General features: G+C 48.8%; 10 protein-coding genes. 4 read left to right on the forward strand and 6 right to left on the reverse strand.

Features of this window, described 5'->3' with window-relative positions; all coding sequences use genetic code 11:
- Positions 1-102 precede the first annotated feature (102 nt).
- Positions 103-1,347, reverse strand: coding sequence for an NADP-dependent malic enzyme (gene ystJ / locus HPY28_RS22885; RefSeq protein WP_017250746.1), 1,245 nt, complete (start codon positions 1,345-1,347; stop codon positions 103-105).
- Between the two features lie 169 nt (positions 1,348-1,516).
- Positions 1,517-4,945 carry a DNA polymerase III subunit alpha gene (locus HPY28_RS22890; RefSeq protein ID WP_173623105.1) on the reverse strand — a complete coding sequence of 1,143 codons (3,429 nt, stop codon included), beginning with the start codon at positions 4,943-4,945 and terminating at the stop codon, positions 1,517-1,519.
- A 169-nt stretch (positions 4,946-5,114) separates the two neighbouring features.
- Here HPY28_RS22890 and HPY28_RS22895 point away from each other — a divergent pair, with 169 nt between their 5' ends.
- Positions 5,115-5,426, forward strand: a complete 312-nt coding sequence (locus tag HPY28_RS22895) for a YtpI family protein (RefSeq protein WP_017250744.1) — start codon at positions 5,115-5,117, stop codon at positions 5,424-5,426.
- 220 nt (positions 5,427-5,646) lie between these two features.
- Here HPY28_RS22895 and HPY28_RS22900 read toward each other — a convergent pair whose 3' ends face one another.
- Both HPY28_RS22900 and HPY28_RS22905 read right to left on the reverse strand, forming a co-directional pair.
- Positions 5,647-6,276, reverse strand: a complete 630-nt coding sequence (locus tag HPY28_RS22900) for a DUF2087 domain-containing protein (protein ID WP_017250743.1) — start codon at positions 6,274-6,276, stop codon at positions 5,647-5,649.
- 165 nt (positions 6,277-6,441) lie between these two features.
- Entirely contained in the window at positions 6,442-7,299 is an 858-nt protein-coding gene (locus HPY28_RS22905; protein ID WP_017250742.1) for a helix-turn-helix domain-containing protein, read from the reverse strand.
- A 125-nt stretch (positions 7,300-7,424) separates the two neighbouring features.
- Between HPY28_RS22905 and HPY28_RS22910 the strand changes: the two genes are divergently transcribed.
- A complete protein-coding gene (locus HPY28_RS22910; protein ID WP_174231471.1) occupies positions 7,425-8,714 on the forward strand; it encodes an MFS transporter in 1,290 nt (429 codons plus the stop codon).
- A 49-nt stretch (positions 8,715-8,763) separates the two neighbouring features.
- Here the strand turns inward: HPY28_RS22910 and HPY28_RS22915 are convergent, their stop codons facing one another.
- Positions 8,764-10,074 (reverse strand): DRTGG domain-containing protein, encoded by a 1,311-nt coding sequence (locus HPY28_RS22915; RefSeq protein ID WP_017250740.1) that lies wholly within the window; start codon positions 10,072-10,074, stop codon positions 8,764-8,766.
- Positions 10,075-10,288: 214 nt separating this feature from the next.
- Entirely contained in the window at positions 10,289-11,446 is a 1,158-nt protein-coding gene (locus HPY28_RS22920) for a DUF445 domain-containing protein (protein ID WP_174225431.1), read from the reverse strand.
- Between the two features lie 91 nt (positions 11,447-11,537).
- Between HPY28_RS22920 and HPY28_RS22925 the strand changes: the two genes are divergently transcribed.
- Both HPY28_RS22925 and HPY28_RS22930 read left to right on the forward strand, forming a co-directional pair.
- Entirely contained in the window at positions 11,538-12,983 is a 1,446-nt protein-coding gene (locus HPY28_RS22925; RefSeq protein ID WP_174225430.1) for a YheC/YheD family endospore coat-associated protein, read from the forward strand.
- Positions 12,984-12,988: 5 nt separating this feature from the next.
- A complete protein-coding gene (locus HPY28_RS22930; RefSeq protein WP_017250737.1) occupies positions 12,989-14,077 on the forward strand; it encodes a YheC/YheD family endospore coat-associated protein in 1,089 nt (362 codons plus the stop codon).
- Positions 14,078-14,080 lie beyond the last annotated feature (3 nt).

The following is a 14,080-nucleotide window of genomic DNA, read 5'->3' on the forward strand; positions in this document are numbered from 1 at the left end:
TATCCTCCTTACTCGTACCTTTAACGAGGAGCACCCTCCACGTTTGTAAAAAGACTACGTTTTTTCGCGGAGGGTGTCGTCGGTGCCTCGATAAAGAGTATTTTACGCTTCTTGGTAAGAGATAGCTGTCAATTTCGTCGTTTTTTGTTTGACTTCTTCCGGATCAACTGTGATGCGAGCAACACCCGTTTCCATCGCTGCTTTTGCTACTGCCGCAGCTACGTTTGGTGCTACACGTGGATCGAATGCGGAAGGGATCACTTTATCCGCAGTAAGCTCTTCTGGCGTGATCAGGTCTGCGATTGCATATACAGCAGCCAGCTTCATTTCTTCGTTGATCTCCGTTGCACGTACATCCAAAGCGCCACGGAAGATTCCCGGGAATGCCAGTACATTGTTTACTTGGTTCGGGAAGTCGGAACGGCCTGTACCGATTACTGCCGCACCTGCTTCTTTTGCTTCTTGCGGCATGATTTCTGGTACTGGGTTTGCCATCGCGAAAATGATCGGATCGCGGTTCATCGAGCGAACCATGTCCTGTGTAACAGCGCCAGCTACGGATACACCGACAAATACGTCAGCGCCCTTCATTGCATCAGCCAGGTCACCTTGCAGCATGCTGCGGTTCGTGATTTTCGCCATTTGTTCCTTCACTGGGTTCATACCGAATGGACGGCCTTCGTACACGATTCCTTTTGTATCAACCATGATCACTTCTTTTACGCCCATGGAAATCAAGAGCTTCATGATCGCGATACCAGCTGCACCTGCACCGTTCGCTACGACGCGAATATCTTCCAGCTTTTTGTCAACCACGCGCAAAGCATTGATCAGACCTGCCGCTGTAACGATTGCTGTACCGTGTTGGTCATCGTGGAAAATCGGGATGTTTGTTTCGCGCTTCAGACGCTCTTCGATTTCGAAGCATGCAGGAGCTGCGATATCTTCCAAGTTAACGCCACCAAAAGTAGGCTCAAGCAGTTTTACTGTCTCAACGATTTTATCTACATCTGTTGTATTCAAGCAGATCGGGAATGCATCTACGCCTGCGAAAGATTTGAACAAAACTGCTTTACCTTCCATAACCGGCATTGCTGCTTCTGGTCCGATGTTTCCAAGACCCAATACAGCAGTACCGTCGCTGACTACTGCAACCAGATTGCCTTTCATCGTGTAATCGTACACTTTGGACTTGTCATCAAAAATATCTTTGCAAGGTTCAGCAACCCCAGGAGAATAGGCAAGACTCAGATCGTAAGCATTGCGAACGGGTACCTTGGTCACTGCCTCCAATTTTCCTTGATGTTTTCTGTGAAGCTCCAGTGCTTCCTCTCTCAGGTTGGACATGAGATCCCACTCCATTTCACGATAATAGTTTCTATGATGGCTTGTAGGCAGTAAAAAATGCCTGGGTTATTTCAAGTGGTCTGACCACTCATTGAGTTATGATCTCAATATAATAAAAAACTGTTCTCCTGTAAACCTGCCGAAAACGGCGAAAAAGGGAGGACATTCCTCATCCTCCCCAATTTATAGGCATTTCTTTCCGAATTACGCTGTCAGGCCCCACAATTTCTCGCGCTTGCTCCAAAAATGACTCATCTACGTCTACCCAATTTGCTTCTGGCAGGCGAATTGTCTGTCTTTTTCCTTCGTAGAAGAGAATAACAGGAATCGTTCCTTTTTTTTCGACAAACAAACGTGAAAGTCTTTGCAGCGTCGAATCATGCTCTTGCTCTGCCGATATTTTGACAAATAATACAGTCTCGGACTTCGGCTGCGGCAGCGTTTGTGCATCCCAGAAACGAGAAGCCATGAGCTTGACCATCTCGTCCTGGTGTTCGACTCGGGCTTCTGCCACGACGATTTGTTCGCGCTCGAGCAGAGGCGCATACTTCGTATACACCTGCGGAAAGACGACCAGCTCTACTGGCGCCGTTTTGTCCTCTAGCGTAATAAACGCCATCGGATCCCCTTTTTTCGTTTGGATGCGTCTCGCTTCCGTTATCATTCCGAATACTTTCACCGTCTTGTCGCGCGGCACATCCCCCAATGAAGAGATAACGGCTACTTCCGGGCGACTCGCGACATGGGCAAACTGGTCAAGTGGATGACCGGAGATATATACCCCGATCAAATCCCGCTCCTCTTTTAATTGCTGGGTATGTGAGAACGGTGTTACCTCTGGATATTCTGCTGGCTCGCGCAAAGGTTCCGCATCTTCTTCAACCGCAAATAGATTGAGCTGGTTGGCGTCACGCTCGATTCTCTTGCTGTTTGCCTTCCCTACTGCTTCATCCAGCAATAGCAAGAGCTGACTGCGATGACCTGGCAACGAGTCCAGCGCACCGCATAAAGTGAGTGATTCTACTACTCTGCGATTGACTAACCGCGCATCCACGCGCGCACAAAAATCAAAGACATCACGATACGGTCTGCCTTTGCGCTCTTTCACGATCGATTCAATGGCACCGTAGCCGACGTTTTTCACTGCGGCCAGACCGAAGCGAATCGCATCCTGCTCCACTGTAAAGTAAGCCAGGCTTTTATTCACGTCAGGCCCGTGCACAGTAAGCTGTAGTCGCCGCGCTTCTTCCGTATACTCGGCAATTCTCGTTTGGCTGCCAATGGACAAGGATAGTAGCGCAGCCATGAACGCAAGCGGATAAGTTGCTTTCAAATAAGCCATCTGGTAGGCGATGACCGCATAAGCCACCGAGTGGGCTTTGTTGAAACCATAATCAGCAAAGCGTACGATCAAATCGTAGACTTGATTGCCCAGCTCTTGTCCGTACCCTTGCCGGACACAACCAGCCACGAACTTCTCCCGCTGCTCCGCCAATAGCTCCCGTTTCTTTTTCCCGACTGCTCGGCGCAAAATATCTGCCTCACCAAGACTGAAGCCTGCGAGTGTCGAGGAAATCTGCATGATTTGCTCCTGATAAATCATAAAACCGTGCGTCTCTCGCAAAATCGGCTCGAGAACAGGATGAGCGTACTGTACTTTGCTCTGTCCGTGTTTGGCGGCGATGTACTGCGGGATGATCTCCATCGGCCCCGGGCGATACAAAGCCAGAACCGCAATGATGTCGTCGAGGCTGCTCGGCTTCAAATCTCGCAGCACATTGCGCATCCCCGAAGATTCCAGTTGGAAAATGCCGGTTGTCTCCCCCCGGGAGAGCATACGAAACGTTTTCTCATCGTCTGTCGGCAGCTGATCCAGATCAAGCGATATTCCCTGCTCCTGCAAATGACGCAACGTTTCCTGAATGATGGTCAAATTGCGCAAGCCGAGGAAGTCCATCTTCAAGAGACCGACTTCTTCGAGAATCTCCATCGGATACTGCGTGAGTGCCAAGCCTTCATTACCCGTCTGTAATGGAACGTAATTCGTCAGCGGTTCACGCGAAATGACGACACCCGCCGCATGTGTGGAAGCGTGACGCGGCAAGCCTTCTACGCCCTTTGCCGTTTCGATGAGTTGTGCTGCCTGTTTGTTTTCCGCGCACAGCTTGCCGATATCTGGGTTAATTTGCATCGCCCGCTCAATCGTCATGCCTGGCGATTGCGGAATCATTTTGGCCACGCGATCCACGATGCCCAAAGACAAGCCTAACGCCCGCCCAACGTCACGCACTGCTGCACGAGCCGCCATCGTTCCAAAGGTAATGATCTGGGCGACACGATCATGCCCGTACTTGCTCGCTACATAGTGAATGACTTCGTCACGGCGCTCTACGGAAAAATCAATATCAATATCGGGCATCGTCACCCGCTCCGGGTTGAGAAAGCGTTCAAAGAGCAAGTGAAAGCGAAGGGGATCGACATTCGTGATTTTCAAAACATACGCGACGAGGCTACCTGCCGCAGATCCGCGTCCTGGTCCAGTCGGTATCCCGTTTTCGTGAGCGTACCGCATGAAATCCCATACAATCAGGAAGTAATCGGTGAAGCCCGTCCCTGTAATAATCGTCATCTCGTGATCCAGACGCGCTTGCACCTCTGGCGTAATCTCGCCGTATCGCTCCAGGCAGCCCTTTTCACACAGCTCACGCAAATACTGTGTTGAATCTTGTCCCTCTGCCAAGGGAAATTCCGGCAAAATATGCACGCCAAAGGTAAGGTCCAGCTTACACCTATCTGCAACGGCTAGCGTATTCGCTAACGCCTGGGGCGCAAAGGCAAAGAGCGCCGCCATTTCCTCGGCACTTTTCAGATAGTATTGATCCGTCTCGTAGCGAAAACGGTTTTCTTCGCCAATCGTCTTGCCTTCTTTGATCGCCAACAAGATATCATGCTGCTGGTGATCCTCCCTGTAGATGTAGTGAACATTGTTCGTCGCAATCAGCGGAATCCCCGTTTCCTGACTCAGTTTCACGAGACGAGTATTCAGCCTTCGCTCCACTTCCAGTCCATGATCAGCCAGTTCCAAATAAAAATGCTGTTCACCAAACATTCGCTGATACTTGCGGGCTGCTTCTTGCGCAGCGTCCGCTTCTCCAGCCAGTAACAGCTTGGCTACTTCCCCTTGCTGGCAGCCGCTCAGTGCAATGAGGCCGTCTGTATGCTTTGCTAACACCTCTTTGTTGAGACGCGGAAGAATATAGTTGCCGTCTGTATTCGCGACTGTCGCCAGCTTCAGGAGATTCCGATAGCCCGTTTCGTTTTCAGCGAGAACGATCAGATGACTAGGCGGCGGTGCATTTCGCACGCGATCTTGAAGATTTCCTTCTATTACGTATATTTCCATTCCGATAATCGGTTGGATGCCTGCCTCCAGACAAGCTTTATAAAACGGGATCGCCCCGTACAGATTGGCATGGTCTGTCATAGCCAGTGCATGCATGCCCAATTCGCTGGCTCGCTTCACTAGTGCATCAATACGTGCTGCTCCATCCAGCAGACTGTACTCCGTATGAACATGCAAATGGACAAAGGAGGTCATGATATTACCCCTCTCAATTTTCACATTGGAAACTTTCTCACTTACATTATACCGGAAGTATAGCGCATACGGACGCTAAGAACAAACGTTCTTACTTGTATTTGACCGTTCTCCCCTGATTTTGGTAGGATGGGTAATACCAGAATGGCTAGAAAGGATGAATCCATATATGTGGCCTGCCTTTTACATGACCGGTATTCTCGCTTCCCTGGTAGCCAGTGTCTACTATAGTATCCATGCGCGCAGACGAGGCATCCATCCGCTTGAATCGCGTATGTTGCTGGGGAAAATGAATGTGTCATTGGGGATACTCGTTTCTTTGTTCGGCATCAATCAGTTTACTTTTGATTCTCTCGATACGATCCGCATTGTTGTAGCGTTGATCATGCTGATTGTAGGGGCTATGAATTTATTCTTGGGAACTCGCAATTATTTCCGTTATCGTACAGCTTGGCAGGCAGAATTGAAAAAAGGGGTATAAAAAAAGGCATGGGAACAGCTTTACGTTCCGCATGCCTTTTTCATTTTTAGGAAAACGATGACTGGAAATACTTTTCCTCTATTCCCAGCTGTTTATTATACAAACCTGATAGAGCTCTCGCTATAATAGATTTGTGTGACATTCTATTGCTTCGACAACCTGAGCGGCAGTGCCGAAGGTTGTCCTTTTTTCTGTTCAAGTCAGGAGGAAGCCATTTCCATTATTGCAGGTCTTCGACTTTTGCCCACATTTCCTCTGGGTTCAGCTCGTAGATGCCCTCATCCCGATACATATAATGATTCATAATGAATTCCCGGCGAATCGTAGCGTAATCCTCATGGAACTGACGGATATACTCGTTGATCTCCGGTTCTTTGTACTTGCGCCCTTTTTCTAAACCGCGCACCATGTATTCAAAGACGATCAGCTTTTTCTTACGCTGGGACGGGATTTGTTTCAGCTTGCCATCTGGAGTAATGAAGCTGCGAATAACCTGCATTTTTTCGGCTGCCATCTGGTGCCTCCTCTGAACATGTAAGGTGTCTTCTGCAAATAACTCCTCTACTGACGTATCCTTTGCTTTTTCCATGACATTCACGATTGCCTGCGACTGTCGTTTTACATTTGCATCATGCAAATAGAAATAGATAGTGTTTTTATCACGACGCTCGTAAACGACCCCTGCATCTCGAAGCTTTGCCATATGATGTGTGATGGTCGGAGGTGTCACGCCGAGCTTGCCTGCCAACGCCTGTCCATGCAGTGGACCATTTGCCAAAATCGCGAGAATACGCACGCGCGTGGGGTCTCCGAGTGCCTTGTAAAAGGTGACGAGTTGATCTAGTTGCAAGTGGGACACTCCTTTCTTCGTTTACTCAATCTGATTAGATGATATTCTAATTAGATGATAAGTTACATTCCTTACCCTGTCAATTCATGGGTGACAATGGAAAAGGGAGTGCAGGTTGGCCCCATAGCCTCATCGCAAACCCAACTTTTCGATATTCGTACGCACCTACATGCTATTGCGGTAATGGAGCGGACTTACGCTATATTTTTTTCTAAATGCCCTCTCAAATGTGCTTACACTGCCAAAGCCCGCTTCAAAGGCGATGGCCGTAACGGCGAGCTTACTGTGTCGGAGCAACCAGGCCGCCCGTGTTACACGCTGATCTGTCACATATTGCGCCGGGGTGCGACCAATCTGCTCACGGAATAGACGAATCAGATGAAATTTGCTGATACCCGCAACCCCCGCCAGTGTATCCAGTGAACAATCTACGGTTACATCATCCTGGATCAAATCAGTCACCCTTTTCAGGACAGGATGGATCGATACAGGGATGGCGGGATAAGCGGCTAGATGCTTGCCCCGCCATTTTTGCGTGTGTGATCCTTCCTGAACGGTTAACAGCAGGCTGGCCAGCTCCCATTCTAGCTGTTCAAGCGCAAGCTTTTCCATCTGCTGTGTAATCATTTGTGTACAGACTGTTTCCGCGATTCTTTGAAAACCATCCGTTTCATCCTCCGACCATGGGACAAATTCAATCGGTCCGCTAACAGCTTCCATTTTGTCAGCATAGACGCTCTCCAGAAGGCTTGGGCTGAGAAAGAAGAGCATCAACCGCATAGCCTCAGCTTCAGAAAAATGACGGTGCTGGCACCCAGGGGATGCAACCAGACGCTGACGTCCTGCCAACTTACGAAATTGCTGTTCACATTGCACCAGCGGATTGCCCTGAAGCAACATGCTGATTTGAAAACAACTATCATGCTGATGTAGCTCATCAGAACCGCCTGCCTCTATCTGATAGATGGTAATAGCGCTGTTCACAATCTTCAAGGATAACGGCTTGGTAATCTGGCTCATCATTCTCATCCCCACCTTCCGATGTCAATAATTGCTCATCCTAACAGCAAAATTTGCCGGGCTTTTTTTCCTGATCCCTCTACAATCAACCTATGTGTTTTGCCTAAGAGCACTTGGAGGGATCAGCTATGAAATTCAATTTGTTTGCCAACCCGAATTTCTCATTGTTTTTGTTTCGCCATTCTACCAGCGAGTTTGGAACGATCTGCCTGAACGTTGCCTTTGCCCTGTACATCCTGGCACTCACAGGATCAGCAGGAAAATTTGCTTCCATACTGGCGCTGGGGGTAATCCCGCAAATCCTGTTCGGTCCATTTGCAGGTGTATGGGCTGACCGACTGGACAAGCGAAAGCTGCTTTGCAGCATCGATCTCATTTACGGTATTTTTCTGCTGTCGCTGTTCTTTTTCTCGCTGTTTCAGCCCATCAAAGAGACGATGATTTATGTGGCCGTTCTATTTTTTTCTGTATGCAATCTACTGGCAGTTCCCGCGTATACTACACTCTTGCAGCATGTGGTGAAGAAAACAGAATTGACTGACGCTATCGCTCTAGATAGTACTGTCGTGGAGAGCGTTCGTGTCCTTGCTCCACTCATTGGCACACTACTGTATACGATGAGCGGAATTGAAGCCGTCTTTTTACTAAACGCGGTACTTTCCTTGAGCTCAGCAGCATCCACGTATTTCATGAAGCTTCCTTCGATTCCAAGAGCACCCAGTTCTTCTTCGATTATAAAGGAACTACAGGAAGGTTTACAGATTTTCACCACGGATCTTCGAATTAGTTCACTTGTACTAAACGGTCTTTTTACCCATATCTTTCTCTTTCCTTTTGTCATGATTGGCTTCCCGTACATGATCAAACAGGTATTTGGTGGATCGGACATCGATTTCGGACTGGTCGAAAGTGCACAAACTATGGGCTCCGTCTCCTCGATTATTGGGGTGATCCTTTTAAAGAAACGCTTTTCCGTCTCCCATAGTATTGGTATCGGTCTGATCGGGATCGTTGCAGCGGTCTTTCCCCTACTGCTCTTGGGCAGTCATTCTTTTTTACAGCACTTGCAAACCTCTCCGTTTGCCGTAGTCCTATTTTATTCATTGGTAAGCTATTTTCTGTTTTCCATGTTCAATATCTACGGTGTATTTTTCCGTACCTTCTATCAGCAAATCATCGAATCACATATGCTGGGACGGTTTATTTCCGTCATGGTCATGCTGTTTGCTGTGGGCAGGCTGATCGGTTTTCAACTATACGGAGCGCTGTTTGACTCAATTGAATTGGTTTATGCAGTATTTGTTTTGGGCGTAGGCATGCTGGCTAAAATCTTCATTCACATCCCTTTTCTGCGCATGGAAAAAAGGAGGCGCGCCTCTTGCCCCAACTCAACGCAAAAAATGAGTGACGGTTTATAATTGCTTACCGACTAAAAAAAGAACAGTCCCGAAAGACTGTTCCTTTCTTTTAACGCTCAATAATTTGCGCTGTAATCATGGCCTGCCCTACGAGCTGTTCGCCGTGGAATACGGATACTTCGACTTTTCCGAAGCGTCGGCTGATATCTAAAAGTCGCGGTTTCACTTCGATATGACTTTCCATCTGGACTGGCTTTAGGAAATAGACGGTGATATTTTCCGGTACCATGTCGCCTCGACGATGATGCCGCAGCAGGTTACAAGCAGCCTCGACCATGACCGTCGTCATGATTCCACTGGCAATCGTACCGAGATGGTTGGTCATTTGTGGGCTTACATCTCCCAGATAAACCATTTCATCTGCTTGACGCTCCTCACGGAAATGCGACATGATCAGATTCGGGAACGTTTCACTCATCTGTGGTTGCTTGGCTGTAAATTGCAGCGCTTTTAACACGTCGTTGCGGCTCAAGACCCCTACGAGCTTGCGATGGTTATCTACGACAGGCAATAGCTCGATTCCTTCCCACACCATGGTATGCGCGGATGACGCTACGGATACCCGCGGCGAGGTCGTAATCGGGTTCTTCGTCATGACCTTGTCGATCGTCGCAGTTTCCTCATGACCGATGATGTCTTTGGAGGTAACAATCCCGATCAGGCGCATCTGCTCGTCTACGACGGGGAATCTCGTGTCCTGATACAGCTCCGTATACTGGTGCCACTTGGCAACAGAATCTGATGTCAATAAGACAGGCGTTTCTGCAAGCGGCTTCAAAATATCCTCTACCATTACGATTTCCTTTTTGATGAGGCGATCGTAAATGGCTCGGTTAATCATCGATGCTACCGTAAAGGAGTCGTAGCTGGAGGAAATGATTGGCAGCGCTAAGCGGTCAGCCAGCTGCTTGATTTCCTCGCTTGTATCGAATCCCCCGGTAATTAATACGGCAGCCCCTTGTTGCAAAGCGATTTTGTGCGCCTGATAGCGGTTACCGACAATCAAGAGACTCCCGGCATCAATATAGCGCATCATGGCTTCGAGCTGCATGGCCCCTATTACAAATTTATTCAAGGTCTTGTGTAAGCCTTCACGTCCAGCTTGCACATGACCATCGACGATGTTCACAACCTCCGCAAAGGTCAAACGTTCAATATTTTCCTTTTGCTTCTTCTCGATTCTCACCGTACCGACACGTTCAATCGTGCTGACGTATCCTTGCGTTTCCGCTTCCTTGATCGCGCGGTATGCAGTCCCTTCACTCACATCAAGGTCTTTCGCGATCTGCCGCACGGAAATCTTCGAACCGATCGGAAGGCGATCAATATGTTGCAAGATTTGTTCATGCTTCGTTGCCATATTGCTATTCCCCCTTCCTTTTCTCCCACCCGTTCCATGTACGTGCGCTCCTTCGACCAATATACCCGAAGGCGGGGCAAAAAAAAAGGGTAGCTTTTTCGAAAGCTACCGACCAGAAAGTATATCATTAAGGGGGTTTTCATCGTGCTTTTATCATACCCAAGGAATATTACAGGATTATTACAACACAGTTACAGTTTCTTTTCAGTTTTGTTTAACTGACCAAAATGGACAATAAACCTTGGACCAGCCCAATAATCCCGCCAAGGATAAATCCGAGCACGGTAATCATGCGAAATTCCTTGCCTGAGATCCCGACTACCATCTCTTCAATTCTTTCAATCGGGAAACCCTCTACTTGCCGTGTAACAATCTCTCGGATAGCCAGGCGCGAAAATATTCTCTCGATGTTTTGTTGCAGTGTGTCCACCATCCACTTTGACAAACGAGGAACGAGTTCCGTTGTTACCGTCTCAGAAAAAGGCGCTGTCAAACGAGACAGAGGCTCGTCCACGATGCGCAGGCTTTGCTCCTCCAGCTTGGCAAAAAGCTTCCCCGCCCAATCGTCCACTTGATCTCGCCCAATCCAGGCAACCACTTCGCCCACATTTTTGTCCAAGAGCTTGTCCGCTTCCTTATGCAAAAAGTAGTGCACGCGCTCCGAAAGCTCTCTGCTTTGCAAAAGCTCATCGAGATACGGGAGAATCTTGCCCAAAATCTTGTCATCCCCAAGAAACATCCCAACCAAGCCACCAAACATGCCTCCGCCTCCACCGAGCAATCCGCGAACCATGTTTTGCAAGGTTTGCTGGCCTTCCGGGGAATGTAAATATTCGCGGAAACGTTTCAAAAGCAGTTCGCTCACACTGCCAAGTGCAGCATCCAGACGCTCGCGTCCGTTGTCCGTAACCAACTCTCGCAGTTTTTTCTCTTCATATTGTGCCAGAACCTGATCGACAAAAGTACCCCATTTCGCCTCGATAGGCGCGCGGACACTCTCACTCCACGTTCCGTCTTCCTTAAATAACTGAGGCATCGCCGTCTGCATTACTTGACGTAGGCTGCGCTCATCTGTCATCCAGTCTCGAGCGATGGTGTTCATCCATCCTGTCAGCGTGCTCTCCAAACCACTCTGATTCAGTGCACGCTTGACCCCCTCTGTCGTCAGCAAATGTTCTTCGACGAGTCTGCCCATTTGTATCGCGATATCGTCCCGTCTTCTCGGGATCAATCCCGGGGTAAAAGGCACTTTCCACCTGCCTATATACCACGGTTTTACTGGTTTAAACAGCATTCGGATGGCTAAATCATTCGTCACTCCGCCGATGACAGAGCCTACTGCAATATTCACTAATAGTATCCAAGCGTTCATAAATCCTAACAACCTCTCTTCTCTACATGGCACCAAACGTTTTGGATGCTCATACCATAGACTAACTTTGCCTGATGGGAAGGGGATACTCATGTCCTACATTCCAACAATCGTTGTCGAAAACGAGATAATATCGGAAGTAGACCTTTACCTGCCCCAGGCGCACTTGCGCAAATGGAATCTTTCAACACCGTCCACCATTGCGGTCCAATTTGGGAGCAAAACCGTTTCCGCACGCGTAGGCGTTTGGGAACGGGGAGGCAAAACCTCGGGTAAAACCTTCATTCGACCATCATTAGCTCAATCACTTCATCTACCCAGGGGCGTTCCACTCTTAGTCCGTTATGATGCGAGTCAGAAAACAATCGTTTTCGGACCGTATGTAGGTGTTCTTGTTTCGAGCTACAATGCAGCGTTCTCGCAAGGACCGTTTGGACACCTAAACTCTTTCTTCCAGGAGATGTCCGATATCACCCGTAAACGCGGAGGTATCCTTTGCGCATTTCGGCTTCAGGATGTCAACTGGGATGCGGGAATCGTGCGCGGAATCGTTAGAAAAGGAGGCGTCTGGAGACAAACCTTACTTCCGCTTCCACAATGCATTTACAACCGACTCGTATCCCGCCAACGCGAACGAAGTGAACAGATGGCCAACTGGGTTCAACGCTGCAAGGACGCTTCCATTCCCTTTTTTAACGAGCGTTTTTTGAATAAGTGGCATGTACACGCCGCTCTCGAGAATCAACCGACAGCCTCCGAACATCTTCCCAGTATGGTTCCTTATTTGAAACAGGAAGACCTGCGGCAAATGCTATCTACGTATCGCACCATTTATGCTAAACCAGCTAACGGCAGCATGGGACGCGGGATCATTCGAGTTCGCAGTTCGCCCGAGGGATACCAGCTAGCGTTCCCCGGAGGATTGCGCAAATCATTTGCTAGCATTCAGGGCTTACATCAGTATTTGCAAAAAAGGACAAAAGGCACATCCTATTTGCTGCAACAAGGGTTACCGTTAATCGGCATCCAAGGACGACCGACAGATTTTCGTGTATTGGTACAAAAAGACCGAAAAGGCGAATGGTCCGTCACTTCCATGGTAGCTCGCCTGGGATTAAACCACATTGTTTCCAATATATCCAGAGGCGGGCAGATGATGACTCCCCTTCAGGCCCTGCGAGTTTGTGGACCATGGGCGGGCACGACTCGACCATCCCCTCAAACGTTACGCGCAGTAGCACTTAAGCTCGCGATCCTTTTAGAAGAATCACTGTCTGGGCAGTACGCAGAATTCGGAATTGATCTGGGAGTCGATGTCCATGGACGGGTGTGGCTATTGGAGGTCAACAGCAAGCCATCCAAGTCAGCCAAAACAGTTCCGCTGCCTGAGGGTGCCGAAGACCTGCCTCGGCGTGCTCGCCCTTCTGTCCTTCGCATGCTGGATTATTCCGCCTTTCTAAGTGGTTTTCCCCGGACCATTCAACCACAAAAGACGATAAAAAGAAGACCGAAGCGCAACAAAAACAGGCGAAGGTGACCTACATGACAGCATCCGAGAGAAGTCTTGGTATCATGGCCCGGTGCCAAGGCTCCCACTTTGTAGACAAAGGGTACTACAAAAAGCTTACGCTCTATGGACGCAAGCACGGCATTCGCGTCTTCGTTTTTTCACCACGTCAGGTTAACTTTTCCACCCGTATGGTAAAAGGCTTCGAATATCGCAATGGGTCCTGGCACGCAAAAGACTTCCCAATCCCCGCCTTTATCTATGATCGTTGCTTTGTGGGCCCATCTTATCGCCACTATAAACCATTTGTGGAAAAGTTGCAAAACGATCGCAACATTACGTTTTTGGGGCATGGACTGTCTGGAAAATGGCAGGTGCACCAGATGCTCGTGAAGTCCTCTCTCCTCGCCCCGCTGCTACCACCTACTGAAATATTCTCATATCCTATGCTCCATGCAACCTTGCAAAAATACGGGGCAGCCATCATCAAGCCGATGGCGGGAACTCACGGTATTGGCGTCGTGAGAATCAAAGAAATGCGCAGTGGCTATGAAGCTTCTGGACGAAACCAAGACAATAAGCCTTTCACCAAGCGAATTCGTGACACTGCCGAATTAAAAAGTTTTGTGTCTATCTTTACTGCCGGCCGCAAGTTCCTGGTACAGCCCTATTTGGAGTTGCATACCCCGGATGGTACCCCTTTCGATGTCCGTGTACTGGTTCAAAAAAACGGGCTGGGTAAATGGGGGACAACTGGCAAAGCTGTGCGCCTGGGAGACAAACGCAGTATTACCTCCAATTTGCACGGAGGAGGGAAAGCAACATCTCTGGCCTCTTTCCTGCCCCTTCACTTCACATCCGCAAAAGCGGCACGCATCGAGCAAACAATCAACCGAGTGGCAGAAGAACTTCCCCGTTTTTTGGAAGAGTCACACGGCAGACTCGTTGAGCTGGGAATCGATATTGGCATTGACACCGCAGGTAATGTTTGGATCATCGAGGTAAACAGCAGACCAGGGCGAACCGTTTTTCGCATGATTGACGACCCGACTGCACAACTGCATTCGATTACTCAGCCTGTTCGCTACGCCCACTATCTTATGAAAGAGCGTGTAGGAGGTTAAAGC

Source organism: Brevibacillus sp. HB1.2, assembly GCF_013332495.1.
Lineage (GTDB): Bacteria > Bacillota > Bacilli > Brevibacillales > Brevibacillaceae > Brevibacillus > Brevibacillus porteri.